At 40.1% G+C, this 21,977-nt stretch carries 17 protein-coding genes; 15 read left to right on the top strand and 2 right to left on the bottom strand.

What is annotated here, in order from left to right:
- The first annotated feature begins 39 nt into the window (after positions 1 to 39).
- The 9 genes from AC058W_RS10935 to AC058W_RS10895 all read left to right on the top strand — a co-directional run bounded on the left by AC058W_RS10935 (position 40) and on the right by AC058W_RS10895 (position 10,254).
- Positions 40 to 2,118: a beta-galactosidase gene (locus AC058W_RS10935; RefSeq protein WP_118411485.1), complete on the top strand. Its 2,079-nt coding sequence runs from the start codon at positions 40 to 42 to the stop codon at positions 2,116 to 2,118.
- 246 nt (positions 2,119 to 2,364) lie between these two features.
- A complete protein-coding gene (locus AC058W_RS10930; RefSeq protein WP_479390077.1) occupies positions 2,365 to 2,805 on the top strand; it encodes an extracellular solute-binding protein in 441 nt (146 codons plus the stop codon).
- The gene (locus tag AC058W_RS10925; RefSeq protein WP_479390076.1) at positions 2,774 to 3,676 is read left to right on the top strand and encodes an ABC transporter substrate-binding protein; all 903 of its coding nucleotides are present in this window, start codon (positions 2,774 to 2,776) and stop codon (positions 3,674 to 3,676) included. The genes AC058W_RS10930 and AC058W_RS10925 overlap by 32 nt, the downstream gene beginning before the upstream one ends.
- 73 nt (positions 3,677 to 3,749) lie before the next feature.
- A complete protein-coding gene (locus AC058W_RS10920; protein WP_117675534.1) occupies positions 3,750 to 4,628 on the top strand; it encodes a carbohydrate ABC transporter permease in 879 nt (292 codons plus the stop codon).
- 13 nt (positions 4,629 to 4,641) lie between these two features.
- A complete protein-coding gene (locus AC058W_RS10915) occupies positions 4,642 to 5,478 on the top strand; it encodes a carbohydrate ABC transporter permease (RefSeq protein WP_118411483.1) in 837 nt (278 codons plus the stop codon).
- A gap of 76 nt (positions 5,479 to 5,554) precedes the next feature.
- A complete protein-coding gene (locus AC058W_RS10910) occupies positions 5,555 to 6,352 on the top strand; it encodes a response regulator transcription factor (protein WP_479390075.1) in 798 nt (265 codons plus the stop codon).
- Between the two features lie 35 nt (positions 6,353 to 6,387).
- Complete coding sequence (locus tag AC058W_RS10905; RefSeq protein WP_479390074.1) at positions 6,388 to 7,254, top strand: hypothetical protein; 867 nt, start codon at positions 6,388 to 6,390, stop codon at positions 7,252 to 7,254.
- Positions 7,215 to 8,174, top strand: a complete 960-nt coding sequence (locus AC058W_RS10900) for a sensor histidine kinase (protein ID WP_479390073.1) — start codon at positions 7,215 to 7,217, stop codon at positions 8,172 to 8,174. The genes AC058W_RS10905 and AC058W_RS10900 overlap by 40 nt, the downstream gene beginning before the upstream one ends.
- Before the next feature lie 22 nt (positions 8,175 to 8,196).
- Positions 8,197 to 10,254 (top strand): beta-galactosidase, encoded by a 2,058-nt coding sequence (locus tag AC058W_RS10895; protein WP_243009934.1) that lies wholly within the window; start codon positions 8,197 to 8,199, stop codon positions 10,252 to 10,254.
- A 198-nt stretch (positions 10,255 to 10,452) separates the two neighbouring features.
- Here the strand turns inward: AC058W_RS10895 and AC058W_RS10890 are convergent, their stop codons facing one another.
- Both AC058W_RS10890 and AC058W_RS10885 read right to left on the bottom strand, forming a co-directional pair.
- The gene (locus AC058W_RS10890) at positions 10,453 to 10,995 is read right to left on the bottom strand and encodes a prolyl-tRNA synthetase associated domain-containing protein (protein ID WP_117675528.1); all 543 of its coding nucleotides are present in this window, start codon (positions 10,993 to 10,995) and stop codon (positions 10,453 to 10,455) included.
- Between the two features lie 709 nt (positions 10,996 to 11,704).
- Positions 11,705 to 12,601, bottom strand: coding sequence for a helix-turn-helix domain-containing protein (locus AC058W_RS10885; protein ID WP_117845810.1), 897 nt, complete (start codon positions 12,599 to 12,601; stop codon positions 11,705 to 11,707).
- A gap of 411 nt (positions 12,602 to 13,012) precedes the next feature.
- Here AC058W_RS10885 and AC058W_RS10880 point away from each other — a divergent pair, with 411 nt between their 5' ends.
- The 6 genes from AC058W_RS10880 to AC058W_RS10855 all read left to right on the top strand — a co-directional run bounded on the left by AC058W_RS10880 (position 13,013) and on the right by AC058W_RS10855 (position 21,973).
- Entirely contained in the window at positions 13,013 to 14,251 is a 1,239-nt protein-coding gene (locus tag AC058W_RS10880) for a galactokinase (protein ID WP_117845809.1), read from the top strand.
- Between the two features lie 122 nt (positions 14,252 to 14,373).
- The gene (locus AC058W_RS10875; RefSeq protein WP_243009938.1) at positions 14,374 to 16,179 is read left to right on the top strand and encodes a histidine kinase; all 1,806 of its coding nucleotides are present in this window, start codon (positions 14,374 to 14,376) and stop codon (positions 16,177 to 16,179) included.
- A gap of 33 nt (positions 16,180 to 16,212) precedes the next feature.
- On the top strand, positions 16,213 to 17,823 hold the full coding sequence (locus AC058W_RS10870; protein WP_243102385.1) for an AraC family transcriptional regulator: 1,611 nt from the start codon (positions 16,213 to 16,215) through the stop codon (positions 17,821 to 17,823).
- A gap of 402 nt (positions 17,824 to 18,225) precedes the next feature.
- Positions 18,226 to 19,368 carry a sugar ABC transporter substrate-binding protein gene (locus AC058W_RS10865; protein WP_118609355.1) on the top strand — a complete coding sequence of 381 codons (1,143 nt, stop codon included), beginning with the start codon at positions 18,226 to 18,228 and terminating at the stop codon, positions 19,366 to 19,368.
- 158 nt (positions 19,369 to 19,526) lie between these two features.
- A complete protein-coding gene (locus AC058W_RS10860) occupies positions 19,527 to 20,465 on the top strand; it encodes an ABC transporter permease (protein ID WP_117675012.1) in 939 nt (312 codons plus the stop codon).
- An 11-nt stretch (positions 20,466 to 20,476) separates the two neighbouring features.
- Positions 20,477 to 21,973: a sugar ABC transporter ATP-binding protein gene (locus AC058W_RS10855; protein ID WP_019163060.1), complete on the top strand. Its 1,497-nt coding sequence runs from the start codon at positions 20,477 to 20,479 to the stop codon at positions 21,971 to 21,973.
- The last annotated feature ends 4 nt before the right edge of the window (positions 21,974 to 21,977 follow it).

Raw genomic sequence — 21,977 nt, 5'->3', positions numbered from 1 at the left:
AACATTACAGTCAGAGTATCAGTCAGGAGGATATTATTAATGAAGAAACTTCTCTACGGAGCAGCATATTACGATGAATATATGCCATATGACCGCCTGCAGCAAGACGTGGCAATGATGAAAAAGGCAGGAATCAATACAGTAAGGATCGCAGAATCCACATGGAGCACCTGCGAACCACAGGAAGGTGTTTTTGATTTCTCACATGTGGAACGTGTTATGGACGCAATGGAGGAAGCCGGGATCAATGTGATCATCGGAACTCCTACATATGCAATTCCTACATGGATGGTGAAATCCCATCCGGATGTTATAGCAGAAACTGTAAAAGGCAGAGGAATCTACGGAGCCCGTCAGATAATGGATATCACTCATCCGGTCTATCGTTTCTATGCGGAGCGTGTGATCCGCAAATTAATGGAATGCACTGCACACAGAAAATGTGTTATTGGCTTCCAGGTAGATAATGAAACTAAGTATTACGGGACAGCAGGTAAAAATGTTCAGGAGAAATTTGTAAAATACCTCCGTAAGAAATTCAATAATGATCTGGATGCCATGAATTATGAATTTGGTCTGGATTACTGGAGTAACCGTATCAATGCATGGGAAGATTTCCCGGACGTAAGAGGAACTATCAATGGAAGTCTTGGTGCAGAGTTCGAGAAGTTCCAGAGAACACTGGTAGATGAATTCTTAAGCTGGCAGGCAGATATCGTAAACGAATACCGCAGAGAAGATCAGTTTATCACTCATAATTTTGACTTTGAATGGCGGGGATATTCCTATGGAGTACAGCCGGATGTAAACCATTATCATGCAGCGAAGGCACTGACGATTGCAGGCACAGATATTTATCATCCAACACAGGATGATCTGACAGGGGCAGAGATTGCATTTGGTGGTGATATGACACGTTCTTTAAAGAGAGATAACTACCTTGTTCTGGAAACAGAAGCACAGGGTTATCCGGGATGGACTCCGTACAAGGGACAGCTCAGACTTCAGGGTTATAGTCACCTTGCAAGTGGTTCTAACAGCGTAATGTACTGGCATTGGCATTCTATTCATAATTCTTTTGAGACATACTGGAAGGGACTTCTCAGTCATGACATGCAGGAGAATGCACCATATCGCGAAGCATGTATTATGGGTAAGGAATTCTCAGAAATCGGAAGTCATCTGGTGAATCTGAAGAAGAAAAATCATGTTGCTATCCTTGTAAGTAATGAGGCATTAACGGCTCTCAAGTGGTTCGGAATCGAGGCAACTGCGGCAGGAAATAATGGCATTGGATACAATGATGTTGTTCGCTGGATTTATGATGCACTGTATCAGATGAATATTGAGTGTGACTTCGTATGGCCGGAATCTGATAATCTGGAACAGTATAAAGCAATCTTTATCCCGGCACTCTATGCAGCACCAGATGAACTTCTGGAAAGACTGAAACAGTATGTGGCAGATGGTGGTACGTTGGTGGCAACATTTAAGACGGCATTTGCGAATGAGAATATTAAGGTAAGTCATGAAATGCAGCCGCATATTTTAAGTAACTGCTTCGGAATCAACTATCAGCAGTTTACCTTCCCGAAGAATGTCGGACTGACTGGAAGTATTATCCGAGAAAGTGGTGCAGATGAAGCAGATAAGAAAAACGAAACAAAAGAAATTATTGAGACTGAAGAAAATACAGATGTGCCTGCAACAGCTAAAGTATTCATGGAATTATTAATGCCACAGGAAGCTGAAGTTTTGGCATTTTATGACCATTATAATTGGAAAGAATATGCAGCAATCACTAAGAATCATTATGAAAAAGGAACTGCCATCTACATTGGTTGCATGACAGATGACAATACTTTAAAAGCAGTGATCACAGAAGCACTTAGGAGCGCTGAGTTAGAGCTTCCGGAATACAGATGGCCGGTGATCGTAAGAAAAGGAACCAACGATCTGGGAAAATGTGTCAGATATATCCTGAACTATTCTGCAGAAGAACAGAAAGTTTCTTATTATGGAAAAAACGGTACAGAGTTGTTATCAGGAGAATCTGTACAGGATGGAGAAAGCATCACGGTTTCACCATGGAATATAAAAATTGTTGAAGAAGCATAAAATATAGGTAATGTAAAACACAGGGAGATTTTTCTTATAGATATTCCTGTGTTTTATATTGCCTTTAAATATTGATATTATATTGTGCAAAAACTATAAAAGACAAAAAACTAACAAATGAATGACAAAATAACAAACAAAAAGGATATAATTCTTTCTTTAAATGAATGTAAAAATTGATAAAATGTTCTTATGGAAAACACAGAGATATATACAAATATCACAAACAGGGAGGAAAGAAATAAGATGAAAAAATTTACAGTGTGTTTACTGATCGGTGCAATGGCTGCAAGTATGCTTACCGGCTGTGGAAGCAATGGTGGAAGCTCTGATTCTTCAGACTCAAAAGCAGACAGCAGTTCAGAAACAATGACTATTATGATGAACGGTTCTGATTCAGATGCATATATGGAAGGATACCGTAAGATCATTGATGGATTTAATGAGTCCAACGAGTATGGAGTAAAGGTAGAAATTCAGAACGTAACCAACTCTGACTATAAGACAAAACTGACAACAATGATGGCTTCTGACTCTGAAACAGATATTATCTTTACATGGGAACTTGGATATCTTGAAAACTTTGTAAATGGTGATAAAATCGTCAGCCTTCAGAAATATCTGGATGAAGACGAGGAGTGGAAGAACAGCTTCAATGGAGGTATCTTCAGATCCTTTAACATATGATGGTGAAGTATATGCGATTCCGACTCAGCAGAGTACAGCTATCATGTATTATAACAAAGCAATTTTTGATAAATATGGTCTTGAAGTTCCGACTACATATGATGAGTATGTTCAGGTATGCGACACATTAAAAGAAAATGGAGTTACACCTGTTGCATTAGCTTCTACAGCGGATGATGCATGGCTTGTATCTCAGTATATCCAGCAGCTGAGTGATGGAATTAAAGGCGAGGATTTATTCAACTCTATAAAAGGCGGCACAGGAAAATGGAACGATGAAGGTATGGTTGAAGCTGGTAAACTGTTCCAGGAAGAAGTTAATAAAGGATATTTTGAAGATGGATTTACCGGAGTATCAAGAGAAGAGGCACAGTTACAATTTGCAAATGGACAGACAGCAATGTACTTCAACGGATGTTGGGAAATCTCCAATCTGGATAAGAAAGAGAATGCTGCAGAAGCAGAAAATATTAGTTGTTTCTTAATGCCGGCAGTAAATGAAGAATATGCAGGTGTAGAAGTTGGCTCTGTTGATACTTCTTATGCGATTACTAAGAACTGCAAGAATGTAGATGCTGCAGTAGCACTGTTAAAATATATGACAAACGAAGAATCAACTTCTTCATTACTTTATGATTATGGACGTTTCCCAAGTACAAACATTGATATCGACGATTCAAAATTAACACCGCTGTGTGCAGATTTCGTAAATCTTCTGGGAGATGCAAAGGCACAGACGCCATGGTTTGACCGTGTAGATACTGATCTTGGAAATGAATTTAACAATACAGCAATTGGAATTGCAAACGGTGATGATGTGCAGGAAGCATTTGATACCCTGCAGTCTTATGCAGAAAGCAAGAGTAAATAAACAGATTGTTAAATAAACTGGCGGAACCTGAGATTTTACATTGGGTTCCGCTTGTTAAAAGGGAGAGTTGTCTATGAATAAAGTAATGGGTAATAAGAAAACCATAGCACTTTTTGTATTGCCTGCATTTATTATTTATGCAATCTTTGCATTAGCTCCTATCTTTTATAATGTGTATCTTTCATTATTTGATACAGACCTGATGTCAAAGATGAACTTTGTAGGAATCAAAAATTATCTGAGTCTTTTCAGTGATAAAACATTTAAACATGCATTTGGAAATAATATTCTGATGGTTGTCGGATCTTTGGTGGCACATATGCCATTAGCAATGTTCTTTGGTAATGCAATCTTCAAAAAAATCAAAGGTGCATCATTTTTCCAGACTGTATTTTTCCTTCCATGCGTAATCTGTGGTGTAGCAGTTGGTCTTACATGGACATTCATTTACAATGGTAACTATGGTCTTTTGAATGGATTCTTAAAGGCAATCGGACTTGGCGGTCTGCAGCAGATGTGGCTGGCTAACAAAGAGACAGCAATGCTTTGTATCATTATTGTTATCATGTGGCAGTATGTTGGTTATCATATGGTAATTCAGCTAGCTGCAATGAGAAATATTGATTCTTCTTTCTATGAGGCTGCTGAGATTGATGGTGCTACAGGCTGGCAGCAGTTTAAGTACATCACATTTCCGCTTATCAAACCAATCCTGAAAATTGACGCGGTTCTGATTATTACAGGTTCTCTGAAATATTACGATTTGGTTGCTGTTATGACTTCAGGTGGACCAAACCATGCAACAGAGGTTATGTCTACATATATGTATTATCAGTCATTTAATATTCTGAATTATGGATATGCCAGTGCAATCGGTGTTGTTTTAATGTTACTGTGTATATTATCTGTAGGAATTTCCAACAGAGTATTCAAGACAGACGAAACAGTGTAGGAGGTGTTGGGAAATGAAGAGAAGTGCCTCAGAAAATATATGGCTCGTTATTAAATATATATCGCTGATCGGGTTTACGATTCTTTGTATCTACCCTCTTGTATGGCTGTTTTTGGCATCATTTAAAACGAATGCTGAATTGTATACGAATACATGGGGATTACCGGAACAGTGGTCAATGACAAACTATGTAAATGCAGTTGTAAAAGGTGGTGTATTCAGATACTTTGGAAACTCAGTTATTATTGCTGTTTCTGCGGTTCTGGTTACTGTAATCCTTGCAACAATGGCATCTTATGCAATTGCCAGAATGCATTGGAAGCTTGCAAACCTTACACATAGTATTTTCCTTTTAGGAATGATGATTCCTATTTATGCTCTGGTAATTCCTCTGTTCTCTATTTTTAAGGGGATGGGGCTTCTGGATACACATCTTGCTGTTATTATTCCGCAGATTGCTGTAGGATTTCCGATGGCCATTTTCATTATCTGCGGATTTATGAGAAGTATTCCTACAGAACTTGAAGAGGCAGCAATTATTGACGGATGTACGGTATTTCAGTGCTTCTTTAAGATTATCCTGCCAATAGCAAAATCTTCAGTTGTAACAGTTGCAGTCGTTCAGTTTATCAATGTGTGGAATGATCTTCTGTTGCCGAGAATTTTCCTCACGGAAAGTTCAAAAATGACGCTGCCGGTAGGACTTACCAACTTCCAGGCGATGTATTCTACAGACTATGTAGGTATGATCGCGGCAGTTATTATTACAATTATTCCTAGCATTGTAGTTTATATTTTATTACATAAGCAAATTATGGAAGGTATGGTTGCAGGTGCTGTAAAAGGATGATATGATTCAGAAAAAAGAAATCACTGCTTCTTATATGGGGCAGTGATTCTTTGAATCAGAAAAAGGTGGTAATGTTATGAATTTGTTGATTGCAGATGATGAGGTTGTAATTCGCAGGGGACTGCTGAGTCTTGACTGGAAATCAATAGGAATTACAGATGTGTATTCGGTTGCAAATGGAGTAGAAGCGAAAGAACTTTTATTGAGCACATCGATAGATCTGGTTATTTTCGATATCAGAATGCCCGGTTTCAGTGGACTGGAACTGGCGCAGATGGTGAAAGAACGCTCTATGGATGTGGCTGTTGTAGTTTTATCTGGATTTTCAGAATTTGAATATGCAAGATCGGCAATGCGATATGGTGTATATGAATATCTGCTTAAACCGGTTTCTCCAAATGAACTGATGGAAACAATGCATAACGTTATGCACCGTCTGGAACAGAAAAGATTTGAACAGAAGTTATTAAGCCAGAAGGATGAATTTGGGGAAAAGCATGATGCGGTATCGCAGGTAAACAGTCTTTTTGTACAGTCATCCGGTGCAATCAAATCGATTCTGACTGATATCGCGCAGAATTATGAGCAGAATATTTCTTTGTCAGATCTGGCTGAGAAGTATCATTTTTCAGAGAGTTATATTTCACGTAAGATTAAGAAAGAAACAGGCTATACTTTTGTGGATATTCTAAACGGGATTCGTCTGATGTGTGCTGCGAGTCTTCTTAAAACAGGTGAAAAGATAAGCGATGCGTGTGAAAAAACAGGATTTAATGACCAGCATTATTTTTCACAATTGTTTAAGAAAACATTTGGATGTACACCGTCGAATTACAGAAGTGAAAGCGGGAGAAACTCTCTCGGGGCTTTATGAAATTCTGAACAGTAAAGCTGGAAATGGAAAGTGATATGGCAAGACAAAATAAATTAAAGAAAACAGGTGGCTTAAAAACAAATGGCGGCCTGATGAACAAAATTTTTAAAGTTTATATGCTGTTAATGTTCATTTCCTGTATGGTTCTTCTGATTGTTTTTGGAATTCGTTTTTCGAGCGTTTATAATTCACAGGCAAAATCTCATATGAATGATGTTACTGCAGCTGCGGAAACAGGAATAGAAGAAAGAATCAGCCAGATAGATCAACTTTCTGTGTCAATTCTGATCAATAACAGTGTGCAGGAGAATTTAAAATCAATTAATCATCAAAAGGTTATGGAACCGGAGAAAACATCTTTTCAGATTGAAAAGGCAGCGATTTCCAGAGATATTCGAGGAAGTATTTTTAATATTCCAGGTATTGTATCAGCCAGAATATATTCTTCTGATGGTGTGGAAATTGTAATAGGAACTTCCGGCAAAAAGATGAAAGCCGATGATATCACAAGAGAAAAGATATATGCAAAAAACGGAGGTGCATTATGGGCAGACGATGAAGAAAACGGGATGGTTGGCCTGTATCGCGCAATCTTAAGTGTTGACGATTTTAAGCCTATTGGATATATGGTTATTGAATGTAAAAATTCATACTTCAGTGAGAAGCTTCGATCTGTTCCGAGTACTTATAAAAACCGTTTTTATCTTTTGAATAATGAGATGGATATTATTGCATCCAGTGAAGAAAATATGCTGGGAATTTCTTTTCCACTGAAGACCAGAGATTTTAAGAGAGTAAAAATTGTCAGAGATCCCAGTACTGAGAAGAATAGCTATTTCACATATCAGTATATGAACAATGGATGGCTTTTGGTTTCTACTATCAACGTAGGGCAGTTGTAGAAGATATCGGAATTGCCCTTTTGAGTGTACTTCTTACGTTTGGAATCGTGATTCTGGTGTCTCTGGTAATAATGAGACATGTCGCCAGAGTTATGGTAAAACCGACAAAGAAGCTGGTGGATAGTATGACTGCATATCAGGAAGGAAACTTTGATTCCCGATTCAAGGTGGAAAGTCAGGATGAGATCAGCCAGATTGGTATGGTCTATAACCAGATGGCAGATAAGGTACAGAATCTGATAGAGAAGAATTATACACTGGAAATCGCAAACAGAGAGGCTGAAATCGAATTTCTGAAAATGCAGATCAACCCTCATTTTCTGTATAACTGCCTGGATACGATAAGCTGGCTTGGCTTTTCAAATGGAAACAGTGAAATAACGGATTTGGCAGTTGCTCTGGGAAAATTTCTCCGGGCAAGTATTAAAAGGGAAGACTATTATACGGTAAAACAGGAAATGGAGGTTGTAGATAACTATTTATTTATCCAGAAATACAGGTTTGGAGACAAAATAGAGATCAGACATAATATTCCTGATGAAGTGCTGAATTTCTATATACCAAGCTTTATCATTCAGCCGGTTATAGAAAACAGTATTGGACATGGTCTGGAAGAACAGATTGAAAAAGGTATCTTGTGGATCAACATTCAGCTATGTGATAACAAATATCTTCAGTTTAATCTGACGGATAATGGAAAAGGCATGGATGAAGAGCAGTTAAAACAGGTCATTCAGAATTATAGTGATAAAAATAAAAAAAGCAGTATTGGATTGAGTAATGTATATCGAAGGTTGAATTTGTTATATGGAGAAGCATGTGAATTTCATGTGACAAGTGTAGCGGGAGAAGGAACAGAGGTGACTTTCAGGATTCCTGTAATGCAGGTACCTGGCAATCATACTCAGAATGAAATATAAATGTTTGGTGGAGGACATGACAATGAATGCAAAACAGAACTACAAATGGAACGAACTGACAATGGGAACCTGTTATTATCCGGAACACTGGGATAAGAAACTCTGGGCAGATGATCTTGACAGAATGAAGAAGGCCGGAATTTCTGTAATCCGTATTGCAGAGTTTGCATGGAGCAAAGTAGAGCCGGAGGAAGGTGTTTTTACCTATGATTTTTTTGATGAATTCCTGGATCTGTGCAGTGAAAAGCAGATGAAGGTTATCTTCGGAACACCTACTGCAACTCCTCCTGCATGGCTGACAGAGAAATATCCGGAAGTCTTAAATGCACGGAAAGATGGTGTGCTTCTCAGACATGGAGGAAGAAGACATTATAATTATAACTCACCGGTTTATCAGAGACTTTGTGCAAGAGTTGTGGAGAGAGAAGCTGCTCATTATGCGAAACATCCGGCAATCGTGGGATGGCAGATTGATAATGAGATCAACTGTGAAGTGAATGAGTTTTATTCAGAGGCAGATTCTGTTGCATTTCGTGAATTTCTCAGAAAACAGTATGGAACTCTGGAGAAATTAAATAAAGCATGGGGAACTACCTTCTGGAATCAGACTTATACAGCATGGGATCAGATTTATGTTCTGCGCCCGGTTTTAAGTCAGGGAATTAATCCTCATCAGCATCTGGATTATATCAGATTTATTTCAGAGAGTGCCCGTCATTTCTGTAAAATGCAGGCAGAGATTATCAAAAAATATGTAAAACCGGGAGACTATATCACAACAAATGGTAAATTCTGGAATCTCGACAATCATAAAATGGAGAAAGAGTCTCTTGATGTTTATTGCTATGATTCTTATCCGGATTTTGCATTTGGTCTGGATCGCGATCCGCTACACAGTGATGATCTGAATGATCGTAAATGGTCCCATAATCTCGCAGAGGTACGTTCTATTTGCCCTCATTTTGGAATTATGGAACAGCAGTCCGGTGGAAATGGCTGGACAACCAGAATGGAAGCACCGTCTCCGCGTCCGGGACAGTTAACTCTCTGGGCAATGCAGAGTGTAGCTCACGGTGCTGATTATATTTCTTTCTTTCGCTGGAGAACTTGTACATTTGGCACAGAAATCTACTGGCATGGAATTCTGGATTATGATAATCGTGAGAATCGTAAATACAGAGAGGTTCAGGATTTCTATAGGAAGTTAAAAGCAATTGACGGTGTATGCAATTCGGAATATAAAGCAGCATTTGCAATCGTTAAGGATTATGATAACGAATGGGATACTTCTGTAGACGCATGGCATAACAGAGTTGCAGGAGCAAGTGAGCAGGGAATCTTTAAAGCTGCTCAGCTGACACATACACCATACGATATGGTATATCTGCAGGAGGACAGTGAACTTACAGATCTGACGAAATATCCGGTACTGTTTTATGCACATTCGGTACTGATCAGTGAAGAACGTGTGAAACTTCTGAAAGAATATGTAGAGCAGGGAGGAACATTAGTTATCGGATGCCGTTCAGGTTATAAAGATATGAATGGCAAATGTGTGATGCTTCCACAGCCAGGGCTGCTGGCAGAACTCACCGGTACAGATGTACGTGATTTTACATTTACAAGTCCTGCAGAAGACGAGGTATTTGCAGAGTTTGGCGATAAGAAAATACCAATGCCGGTATTTAATGATATCATTACACCGCTGGAAGGCACAAAAACACTGGCCGTCTATGGAAACAGTTATTATGAAGGAAATCCTGCGCTTACCTGCCATGCAGTTGGCAAAGGACAGGTACTCCATCTGGGTGCAACTTTCAATAAGGAAAATACTGAAGCATTGTTTGATTATCTGAAGATTAAAGAGCCATTTAAAGAATATATTGAAGCTCCGGAAACAGCGGAAGTGATTATGCGTGAGAAGGATGGAGAGAAATACATTTTTGTATTAAACTACCAGGCTGAAAAGATTGAATATACACTTCAGAAACCAATGATCGCACTTTATGATAAAACAGAAGCAACAGGAAGATGTTCACTTCCTGCATTTGGAACTGCTGTGTATAAAGTAATAGAATAAAAAATATTTCGAGAGTTACCGAAAGAATATAAAGACAGGGATTGACTAAAAACTGCTATAGAAACAAGAATGATATATTTGGCTTGTTATTCAAAGAAACATATATCAGGAAATGTTTGATATAGCAGTTTTTATTTGTCTGTGTATATGACAGGAAGGATAATCTTGGTAATTTTTATCAGGTAGTTTTTTGATAGATTATTCCCCAAGTAATTTCACATAACGTGCCTGATGATGAACGGCAGGGAGAAATACATTTAAAATATCATTTGTCTTTATACGGAGGCTGGAAGTGTTGATACATGGATGGCAGCCAAGATAAGCCTGGTTCAAAAGATCTTCATCAATCAGGAGCTGTACCTTATTGTCCTTGTCGTTCATCAGTCCCATAACACTTACAGAACCCGGAGTGATATCCAGTAATTCTTCCATATGTTTCTCATTGGCAAAGGAGAGCCGGGCGGTGTTTATCTGAGAGGAGAGTTCTTTTGTTTTAAATTTCTTATCTCCTGGCATCAGCAGGAGATAGAAGTCTGTCTCCTGTCTGTTGCACAGGAAGAGGTTCTTGCACATATGTGTTCCGAATAATGCGTCTATATCCTGGCATGCTTCAATAGTCATTGCTGCCTCGTGATCTATCCGGTCATAGGAGATACCAAGAGAGTCTAATAAATCGTAAACACGTATTTCTTTTTCTAATCGCCCGGCGTTAGTGGCAGGACGTCCATTTAATAATTCCATTTTTTAATTCCTTTCGCGTGATTATAAATGTAAAAGCATTGCTTTGAAGATATCTGCAGGCATTGTAGCACAGAGGTTTATAAAAAACAATATAATGGATGGAAAGGGGATTAAAAAGAGTTCTTCTGCTTCTATAAATTGATAGTTAATGAGAAACTTTGCTCGAGATGAGCGTAGAATTTTATAAAAATGTTGTGTTTTATATATTTTTAAATAAATATGAGAAAGGGAAAACTGGAAACATTTTTTATTTACTTAAGTTTGTTTCCAGTTTTGACTTGTAAAGAAATGTTACATATTATCTCTGAATTCTTCAAGAGAAGAGGCGCTAAGAGAAAGTTGAAACCAGGATTTAAGTTTTGCAGGGTTAGTCTCAGCGCAAATTATTTCTTTTAATTCAGGAGATACGGCAAATTTAGATTCGAGAGAATCAAGGAGAACTTTTTGTTTTCCTTCTGTAGTGTTTTCTTTACGCCCGGTATTTTTTACGTAATCCAGAAACTGTAATAGTTCATCGGGAATATCAGTGTTATTTTTGTCGTGGGCATTGAGATAAATTGTTACAATACCATCATTTATAGAATTACCAGTTTCTCTGCAGACAGTATTGGTAGTATAGCGATAAAGCCCATCACCAAAAGGATCAAAATCACAGATAAAGATGACATAAGTGTCTGGAAGGTTCTCATAGGAATCGCCGGAAATTGTGCTATTCTTTTCTCATATTTTGCTTCCTATATTTTTGTGGACTGCAGCCTTTGACCTTGGAGAAGACCTTAGCGTAGTAGTTGGAGTCTGTGAATCCGGATTTCTGAGCGACTTCCATGATGCTGTCGCCGGAACTTAAGAGAAATTCCAGGCTTCGTTCTACGCGGTATTCCTGCAAAAATGTAAATAAAGATACATTCATGTAGCGCTTAAATAAGCGGCTACATTCACTTTCGCAGAGGTGGATTTCCTCTGCGATATTTTTCATCTGAATTTTGTTCATATAGTTGTGTTCCAGGTAGTCCATGATCTCACGCATACGATTACGTTCCAGTTTACTGTGTTCAGTATAGGGAAGATCTTCCGGAAGATTTTGCAGCATGCATCGCCACAGCTTCTGCAAAGTTCCGGTGATATCCAGTTCATAAAAAGCATTCTTTTCTTCATACAGACGTATGATGTCTTTTACATATCCGGCAAAAAGCTGATGCCATGGCTGGGAGTGGTCAATGTAAATTGCGGGAAGTGAGAAGTTCTGTACAAATGGTTCTACATATTTTCGGCGCAGGACGCTTTCATAAGAACCATAAATGATTTTCGGAAGAAAGGTAATGGAAACATATTTTCCATCCTGCATATCTTCCATGAAACCGGCATGAAGGACATTGGCGTTTCCGAGAAGGATATCTCCGGTTTTCATATGGTAAGTACATTGATTTACTTTATAAAGAATCTGACCATCTAAGACAAGTGTGATTTCTATTTCCGGATGCCAGTGCCATAAAAAAGAACCGGATTTATAGCCGGAAAGCTGCTCGTAGCTTACCAGCAGAGGAAATTCGTCACTGCCGTGTTTTTTGAGTTCTTTTTGCGAGCCATCTGTTATAATTTCCGCCATTATAAAAATCCTCCTGATGCAACATAACATATTTCAGTTCAATCTTGGTTTTCTATATACTTTGAAGCTTATATTTATGTCAAAAGACTTGATGAATGATAAACTGAAAGTAACTATATTTATATTGTACACGCATAGAGTGATAAACGCAAGATTTTACTATTTCTTCCTTAAATTATTAAGGAATTTTTCAGTTCACGAAGGTATACTCAATTCCAAGAGTGAAGCCGTAATAAGGCTACCTCGTTACTGGTAACAGTAACGGTTACTCCAAACTTTCATACACATATTCCCGTCTGCCGCTGGCTTTTCATACACTGCCACTGTAAACAACGAAAAGTAAGAGTATACAGCTGTTTATAAGCCTGTATATCAGCGGCCAGACCGGAAAATATCCGGAGGATTTTTGAAATGAATATTCCAAATAAAAATGAATTAACACGTATTTACGGCGAAGCAGAGAAATCATCAGCCCGTTTTCAGGCAGTCGCTGATCACTTCGCAGAAATTTACCATCATGATACAGCAGAATTTTTCACAGCACCAGGAAGAACAGAGATTATCGGAAACCACACAGATCATAATGGCGGCCGCGTAATCGCAGGAAGTATTGATATGGATACCATTGGTGCCGCTTATCCGAACAACAGCAATATCATCCGCATCACAAGTGAGGGATATGATAAAGAAGTTGTTGTTGATATTGAGAAGCTTTCTGATGTACCGAAGGCTCAGGGAACAGTATCTCTTGTAGCTGGTATGGTAGAAGCTATCCAGAAATTTGGCTTCAAGGTAGCAGGATTTGATGCTTACGTGACAACAAATGTAATCCGTGCAGCAGGTGTAAGTTCTTCTGCATCTTTCGAAATGCTTGTATGTTCTATCATTAACTATTTCTTTAATGATGGTGCAATGACATATATTAACTATGCAAAAGCAGGACAGTACGCTGAGAACGTATACTGGCTGAAAGCTTCCGGATTAATGGATCAGCTTGCCTGTGCAGTAGGCGGACCGATTCTTCTTGATTTCTCTGATAAAGAGAACCCGAAATATGAAAAAGTAAACTTCTCCTTCCAGGACTATGGTCACCACCTTGTAATCGTAAATACAGGAAAAGGCCATGCTGATTTAAGCCAGGAATACTCTGAAATTCCGATGGAAATGAGAGAGGCAGCAAAAGCAGCAGGCGCAGAACTTCTCTGCGAGACAACTCTTGAAGATGTGCTGGCGCATATGTCTGAGATTGAGAATGACAGAGCAATCTTAAGAGCGATTCATTTCTTTAAAGAGAATGAACGTGTAGAAAGAGCTGCAAAGGCCGTTGAGGAGAAAGACGGAGAGACTGTACTGAGACTTCTCAGCGAATCCGGAAAATCTTCATGGGAATTACTTCAGAACTGTTATCCGATCAAAGCCTACACAGAGCAGAAAATTTCTGTCGCACTTGCTCTTACAGATCTCTTCCTTGAGAAACTGGGCAAAGGTATCTGCCGTATTCATGGTGGCGGATTTGCCGGAGTTATCATGTGCGTAGTACCGGAAGAAGAGACAGAGAATTACGTTTCCTACATTTCTAAATTTGCAGGAAAAGAGAATGTATATCCGATGAATATCCGCGCGGTTGGTGCAGTACATATCGAACTGTAAAAAATATATAGATTCATATTTTAGAAAGCAGTGGGTTCCCGCTGCTTTCTTTTTTCTTTTCAAGGGGGAATTTCTGTATTATAATTATATAAATCACGATAGTTTTTGAGGGGATACGGATAATGGAGAAAAGATGGACGATGCGAAAAGCTCTGCTCGTTTTGTGTATCAGCAGCGTAGTATTTGCACTGCTTTTACAGACATTTCTGTTTCATCAGTCATTGCGCAGACAAATCCGGGCGGAGAGTATTTCAGACCATGAGCTGTCATTGAATAAAATGCAGACAGATCTGTCTGATTTTATCCATACGATACGTGGTGAAATGCTCACAATTTACAGTGAACAGGATCTGATAAGTGCTATGCGCGATGCGGCAGAGAAGGATGCCAGTCTGAAGGACTATTACTGGAGAAGCTGGTATTTTGCGAGAAGACGATTTACGAAGGAGGATCAGGTTCTGGCTATGTATCTCTATGATACGAAGGATAATCTGATCAGTACTTATCGTTATAATTCAGTTACTTATCCGAGAAATATTTATAAGGCAGATTATGATGACAATGCAGACCGGGTTTATGATTATGTACATGGGGACCGTACAGACCTGATGATCTCAGGCTATCATAATCCTGTTGCGAAAAAAGATATTATCCGGTTTGTCCTGAAGCTTCATAATTATGATGCAGACAGGAGCAGTCTGGGATATCTTGTCTGTGACATCAACAGTGCTGCATTTACCTCTATTATGGCGAAATATGTAGATGTGGAGCAGGTTTGCTTATGGCTTCAGCCATTGAATGACCAGGTAATAGCGATCACCGGTCAGGCTTCAGAAACTCAGCGCAGAATCCAAAAGCAGCTTGCGAAGGTAATTGAGGGCTATTATAAATCGAATGATCTGGAACAGGAATATGAAGGAAATTACCTGATCCAGGTGCCACAGGAGAATTATAATCTGGAAGCGTTTGTGCTTGTTTCGCAGTCACTTCTTACAGCGGCACAGAAGGCACTGATCAGAACACTTCTTATTATAATGACGGCTATGATTTTTGCCATCATGGTGCTGGTATTGTTTGTATCGCAGTGGATGACAAAACCGGTAGAGGAAATGAGCAGTACGATTACGCGGATTAAGAATGGAGAAACCACACTTCGTGTGCAGCCGGTCGGATGGTCACAGGAGCTGACGACTCTGGGTACGGAGTTTAATGAAATGCTTGACCGTATGGAAGTGATGGCACAGGAAGAACTACAGCACAAAATGCTGGTGGAGCGCACAGAATATAAAATGCTTCAGGCACAGATCAATCCGCACTTCCTTTATAATACACTGGACACGATGAGTGGTATCGCGAATGCACAGAATTGTCCGTTGGTAAGTGGAATGTGCCGTTCCCTGTCTGCGATTTTCCGTTATAGTTTGAATATGACGGACGAGCTTTCCACTATGCAGAATGAGATGGCTCATGTGAGAAATTACCTCTATGTAATGGATGTGAGAAATGGCTCTGCGATTGCATATGATTACCAGATAGACAGCGATACACTTCAGGACGAGATGCCGCGAATCTGCATTCAGCCGGTTGTGGAGAATGCACTGTCACATGGGCTTAGAAATGTACGCCGTAAAGACAAGAAGCTTCTGATACGTTCAGAGCATATAGATGAAAACCTGGTCATCACAGTTTCTGATAACGGTGCCGGAATGGATGCGGAATCTATGAACCGGTTGCTGGAACAAAATGATATGAAACGTGTGGAATCTGGTGTTTCTATCGGAATCCTGAATGTCAATGCGCGTCTGAAAAAGCTCTTTGGCGATGAATATGGATTACATATTGAGAGTACAATGGGAGAGGGAACGACGGTAACGATCACTGTGCCGGCTATTGCGACGGAAAACACTGCGAATATCCGATTGACATGAAGATAACACGGAGGGGAGAAAAAATTGAAATCCATGAAATACAAAGTTCTTGCAGCGGACGATGAATTTTGGAGCCGCGAAAATATCCGGAGTCTGATTCCATGGGAAGAATATTCTCTGGAATTTCTGGAGCCAGCCTGCGACGGTGAGGAGGTTATCGAGAGAATCCCGGAGGAGCATCCAGATATTATTCTTACGGATATTAATATGCCATTCTTAAGTGGTCTGGAATTGCTGCAGAAACTTCAGACAGAATATCCGGATATTGTAACGATTGCAATTAGTGGCTATGATGATTTTGAGAAAGTAAAAGGTGTGTTTGTGTCCGGTGGCCTGGATTATCTTCTGAAGCCGGTAGGAAAAGAAGAAATGGTTAAAGTTCTGACCAAAGCACTGGGAGTTCTGGAAGAACGGGAGAATGCAAAAAGGCAGGATGAGACCAGCCGTATTCAGGAGCATAAGCTTTCTTCGTTTCTGGAGGACAGTGAATACTCAGCATTACTTTCCGGAAAGCTGTATGGTCAGTCTGCGGCTCAGACTCATGTATCCAGCACAAGTACTTTCTCAGAAGTAGCTGCCCTGATGGTGAAATTTTATAACATTACAGAAATTGCAGAGCGGTTCGACCATGATAATCTTCAGATGTCATGGAAGATTAAGTCGTGTTTAAAAGAACTCACAGGTGATGCCGGAAATCCGATTATTTTTAACAATAGCAATAAAATGAGTGAATTTCTAATCGTAGAGACAGCGGATGCGAAAGCGCTCAAGACACTTGCCGACAATATTCTGAAGGAATTTTCTATGGAAGAGTACGGTCCGGTTTCTGTGGCCATTCATGAACAGACCAGCTCGTTGGATGACATCGGAACGGTTTACAGAGAATTGATTTCTGCGCTGGTTACCCGTCCGTTCAGCAGAAGTCATTGTGTTCTTTTGTGTCCGGAAGATAAAAGTGGTGAGAATCAGACAATCGGGAAGTCAGCACCTGTTCATATGGAAACAGAACTGTATCATTTACTGGAGACAGGGCAGAGATCAGAGACAGAGAAGCTGATCTTTAAGACTTGTAAGTTCGGTGCGTGTGATGACGGTACCTGGAGTTATCTGGATGTGAAACAGTATGTAGGCAGAATTACCGGGATTTTGTACCGTTATGTGCAGGAAAAATGCCCGGAACTTACCGCACAGGCAGAGGAGGCAATGGATAATATTGATTATTATATGAAATGTCTCAATGCACCATCTCTGTTTGCCGCGCTGAAAATTCTGCTGAACAGTTTATGGGAGAACGGAGAAGATAAAGAGTCGGATTCCAATTCCATCGTGCAGCAGGTAGAGCAGATTCACAAATATATTGAACGCTCCTATCATGAAAATATCACCCTTACTGCATTGGCAGAGGAGTATCATATGGATGCCAGCTATCTTTCAAGGATATTCAGCCAGAAATATGGTGAGACAATCATTGCTTTCCTTACCAGAATCAGGATGGAGAAAGCGGCAGAACTTATGAAGGATCAGGATAAGAAACTTGAGACGATTTCGTTCCTGGTGGGATATGACGATTATAATTACTTCAGCAGAGTATTCCGCAAAAAGATGGGAAGCAGCCCGAGAGAGTACAGAAATAATCTTGTCTAATGATAAATGAGCTCATTTAAATATAGCATAGAAAAAGATCTTCTAACGCAGAAGATCTTTTTCTATGTCTGGTACATTCTGGAATATTCCGATATAGTTTTTTTATGATATAACAAAGCTGTGCGGTCAGGATTCTTTCCTATTATTATATATTGGAAAATAACAATAGCAGGATTTCAAAATTGGATAATTTAGCATCATTTTGCACAAGCTATTCATAATTTGTCCAACTTTTATATACAAACTGGTCAAAAATGTGCAACAAAATTTTCCAAATATGTCCTAACTGAACAAAGCCAAAGTATGGTTTAATAGAATCACAGAGGAACGGAAGTCCCGTGAACTTAAACTTCCGCTCACAAAAATCAAAAAAGCAAATTTTTTCAAGGAGGGTTTTACAACATGAAAAAAAGAATGAGAAAAGCCGTTGCTATCGCAGCAACAGCAGCAATGGTTGGTTCCTTACCAATGAGCGCAGTTACAACACAGGCAGCTGACGACGACATCACAATCGGTGTTTCCATCTGGAGCTCCACAGACGTACTTGGAAGCCAGAGTAAAAAAATCATCGACAAAGCAGCTGATGCTCTTGGTGTTAATGTAATGTATGTTGACCAGGGTCACGTATCTGAGCAGGTTACAGCTTCTGTTGAACAGCTTTGCGCAGCAGGATGTAACGGTATCGTAATCTGTAACTCTGCAGACTCCGAAATGACATCTGCAATCCAGACATGTGATGCAAACCAGGTTTACCTTACACAGTTCTATCGTATCATCTCCGAAGAGAACAGCCCTGAAGTATATCAGACAGCATGCAACTCCCAGTATTATCTTGGCGCAGTTCATGAAGACGAAGTAACAAACGGATATACACTGGTTAACCTGCTTCTTGAGAACGGTGACAGAAACATCGGTCTTGAAGCATGGACAGTTGGTGATGCTACCTTCCAGCAGAGATGGAAAGGTTACAAACAGGCAGTTGACGAATGGAATGAAGCTAACCCGGATGACCAGGCAACAATGACAGAGCCTGTATATGCTAACACATCTTCTGAAGAAGGTGCAGCAGCAGCTCTTTCCCTTTACAACTCCAATCCTGATATGGACGCTCTGATCGTTGCAGGTGGCGGCGGTGACCCACTTGTTGGTTCCATCGGTGCTCTGGCAAACGAAGGACTTACAGGAAAGATCGACGTTGTTTCCACAGACTTCCTTGATGACCTTGGCGAGCAGCTTGAATCAGGCGGAATGTTTGCTGAATCAGGCGGACACTTCTGTGATCCGTTATATGCATTCCTTATCACATATAACGCAATCAAAGGCAACTATGTAAAAGATGAAGGATCCTTCGGATATGAGATCCAGTTCCCATACCTGTATGTATCTTCCTCTGAAGACTATGAAAACTACAAGAAATACTTTGTAGATGACGATCCATACACAGATGAAGAACTTGTTGAATTAGCAGGATACAGCTTTGATGATCTGAACAAAGCAGCTACATCACTTTCTATTGAAGATGTTATTTCCCGTCACAGCAACTAATATGATGAACTTATGCTCCACTGCCTTTTCTCCAAAGGGCAGTGGAGAAACTTTTAAGAGGTAATTGTCAGTGCCCGCTCGAAGCAAAAGGCCAAACCCTGAGGAAGTGTCTGACCTCCTGCTTTTGGCGGGCGGAGAAATGAATAAGGAGAATGGTTATGAAAAAACTCAAACAAAGCCAGTATTATGGAATCGGCCTTCTGGTTCTTATGCTTGTAGTTTTCTGGGCAGTATTTAAAGTACTGGCACCGACTACTTTCGGTTCCCCGGCGAAACTGGCCACTTATATGAAATCAGCATTAATTTACGCAGTTGGCGGATGCGGCCTTTACTTTATCTGCGTAATGGGACCTTTCGATATGAGCGTTGGTGCCAATATCGTACTTTCATCCATTATCGCCTGCAACGCAAGTGAGAAATTCGGTTATGCCGGTCTTATCATTGCGCCGCTGATCTGTGGTACGATCATTGGTCTCATCAATGGTGTGGTTTATATCAAATTACACATTTCTTCCCTGATCGTTACATGTGCCCTGTCGCTGATATACGAGGCGTTCAGTGTATATGCCACAAACGGAAAGAACGTAATCCTTTCCACAAGCTACAGAGCATTCGGTGATTATCCGGTCAACCTGATCCTGGCACTGATCGCATATCTGCTCTGTGCATTCATCCTGAAATACACAAAAATCGGTACTTATACATACGCAATCGGAAGCAATGAAGTTGTTGCAAAGAACATGGGTGTAAATGTTTCCAAATATAAAATCGTAGCCTTTACTCTTGCAGGTTTCTTCTTCGGACTTCAGGCAATCCTGACAATCAGCTTTGGTACTTCCATGACATCAGCTTCCAACCTTTCCTCTATGAGCCGTAACTTTACTCCTCTGATGGGAACCTTCTTTGGACTGGCATTTAAGAAATACGGCCATCCGGTTATCGCTATCGTGATCGGTGAGATGATTATCCAGCTTATGTTCAATGGTTTCGTTGCACTTGGTGCTCCGACTACTATCCAGAACGTGGTAACAGGTGTTGCACTGCTGGCAATCGTTGCACTGACAACCAAACCGGTTAAAGGTCTTGTAGTAAAATAAGGAGAACGATTATGGGTGAAATATTATTAAGAGCAGAAAATATTGATAAACATTTTGGCATCACACACGCCCTGGACAACGTTTCCTTTACATTCAATAAAGGTGAGATCCACGCACTGATCGGTGAAAATGGTTCCGGTAAATCCACATTGACATCCTGTCTGACAGGCATTTACCAGAAAGATTCCGGTAAGTTTATCCTTGAAGGAAAAGAGATCACTGCAACAAACCAGGTTGAAGCCAACCATCAGGGTGTAGCCATCATCGTACAGGAGATCGGAACACTTTCCGGACTGACTGTGGCAGAGAATATTTTCCTTGGAAACGAGGATCAGTTTACCAAATATGGTATCAAAAATACAGCAGCAATGAACAAGAAAGCTCAGGAATATCTGGACAGCTATGGATTCAATTATATTGATGCAACAAAAGTAATCGACGATTATAATTTCGAGGATCGTAAGTTAGTTGAAATTGTAAAATCTACTTACTTTAATCCGAAGGTTCTGGTTGTAGACGAGACAACAACAGCGCTTGGCCAGAAAGGCCGTGAAGAGCTTTTCAAGGTAATGCATAAAGTTCGTGATACAGGAAACTGCGTAATCTTTATTTCCCATGACCTTGAGGAAGTTATTGAGCAGTCTGATAACATCAGCGTACTTCGAGATGGTGTGAAGATCGGTTCCATCACAAAGGAAGAAGCTACACCTGACAGACTGAAAGCCTTAATGGTAGGCCGTGAGATCGGTGACAGCTACTATCGTACAGACTACGGCGAAAAGGTATCTGATGAAGTTGTTCTTTCTGCAAAGAACGTGACAGTAAAAGGACAGATCGAGAACCTAAACCTTGATCTTCACAAAGGTGAGATCCTTGGTATCGGAGGACTTTCCGAATGTGGTATGCATGAGGTTGGAAAGGCACTTTTCGGAGCTTCCTATTTCCGTCAGGGAAGTGTAACTCTGGGAGACGGCACACCGATCAATTCCATTCCGGATGCCATCAAACACAGTATTGCATATGCTTCCAAGGACCGTGACAATGAGTCTCTGGTCATCAATGATACAATTGGCGATAACATCTGTCTTCCATCTCTGGAAGATCTGAAGACTCATGGATTCCTTCGCGCAAAGACGATGAATGAATTTGCCAATAAATTTGCAAAACAGATGAGTACAAAAATGACAGGCGTTGACCAGTTTGTATCCGCTCTTTCAGGCGGTAACAAACAGAAAGTCGTTCTTGCACGCTGGGTTGGAAAGGACTCCGACCTGATCATCCTTGACTCCCCTACACGTGGTATTGATGTCAAAGTTAAAGCTGATATCTACGCCATGATGAACGATATGAGAAAAAGAGGAAAATCTATTATTATGATCTCTGAAGAAATCATGGAGCTTCTGGGTATGGCAGACCGTATCCTGATCATGAAGGACGGTAAGATCAATGGTGAATTCCTTCGCTCTCCGGATCTGAAAGACACAGATCTGATTGACAATATGATTTAAGGGG

It is taken from the genome of Blautia sp. CGZ-1-C1 (assembly GCF_056504575.1).
The sequence above is the reverse complement of the archived record's forward strand: the minus strand, read 5'-3'. Positions and strand labels throughout refer to the sequence as shown.

Bases quoted from the DNA above. Each gene is read 5' to 3' on its own strand.
- AC058W_RS10935 (WP_118411485.1), top strand. From the start codon at position 40: ATGAAGAAACTTCTCTACGGAGCAGCATATTACGATGAATATATGCCA.
- AC058W_RS10930 (WP_479390077.1), top strand. From the start codon at position 2,365: ATGAAAAAATTTACAGTGTGTTTACTGATCGGTGCAATGGCTGCAAGT.
- AC058W_RS10925 (WP_479390076.1), top strand. From the start codon at position 2,774: ATGGAGGTATCTTCAGATCCTTTAACATATGATGGTGAAGTATATGCG.
- AC058W_RS10920 (WP_117675534.1), top strand. From the start codon at position 3,750: ATGAATAAAGTAATGGGTAATAAGAAAACCATAGCACTTTTTGTATTG.
- AC058W_RS10915 (WP_118411483.1), top strand. From the start codon at position 4,642: ATGAAGAGAAGTGCCTCAGAAAATATATGGCTCGTTATTAAATATATA.
- AC058W_RS10910 (WP_479390075.1), top strand. From the start codon at position 5,555: ATGAATTTGTTGATTGCAGATGATGAGGTTGTAATTCGCAGGGGACTG.
- AC058W_RS10905 (WP_479390074.1), top strand. From the start codon at position 6,388: ATGGCAAGACAAAATAAATTAAAGAAAACAGGTGGCTTAAAAACAAAT.
- AC058W_RS10900 (WP_479390073.1), top strand. From the start codon at position 7,215: ATGGCTTTTGGTTTCTACTATCAACGTAGGGCAGTTGTAGAAGATATC.
- AC058W_RS10895 (WP_243009934.1), top strand. From the start codon at position 8,197: ATGAATGCAAAACAGAACTACAAATGGAACGAACTGACAATGGGAACC.
- AC058W_RS10890 (WP_117675528.1), bottom strand. From the start codon at position 10,995: ATGGAATTATTAAATGGACGTCCTGCCACTAACGCCGGGCGATTAGAA.
- AC058W_RS10885 (WP_117845810.1), bottom strand. From the start codon at position 12,601: ATGGCGGAAATTATAACAGATGGCTCGCAAAAAGAACTCAAAAAACAC.
- AC058W_RS10880 (WP_117845809.1), top strand. From the start codon at position 13,013: ATGAATATTCCAAATAAAAATGAATTAACACGTATTTACGGCGAAGCA.
- AC058W_RS10875 (WP_243009938.1), top strand. From the start codon at position 14,374: ATGGAGAAAAGATGGACGATGCGAAAAGCTCTGCTCGTTTTGTGTATC.
- AC058W_RS10870 (WP_243102385.1), top strand. From the start codon at position 16,213: ATGAAATACAAAGTTCTTGCAGCGGACGATGAATTTTGGAGCCGCGAA.
- AC058W_RS10865 (WP_118609355.1), top strand. From the start codon at position 18,226: ATGAAAAAAAGAATGAGAAAAGCCGTTGCTATCGCAGCAACAGCAGCA.
- AC058W_RS10860 (WP_117675012.1), top strand. From the start codon at position 19,527: ATGAAAAAACTCAAACAAAGCCAGTATTATGGAATCGGCCTTCTGGTT.
- AC058W_RS10855 (WP_019163060.1), top strand. From the start codon at position 20,477: ATGGGTGAAATATTATTAAGAGCAGAAAATATTGATAAACATTTTGGC.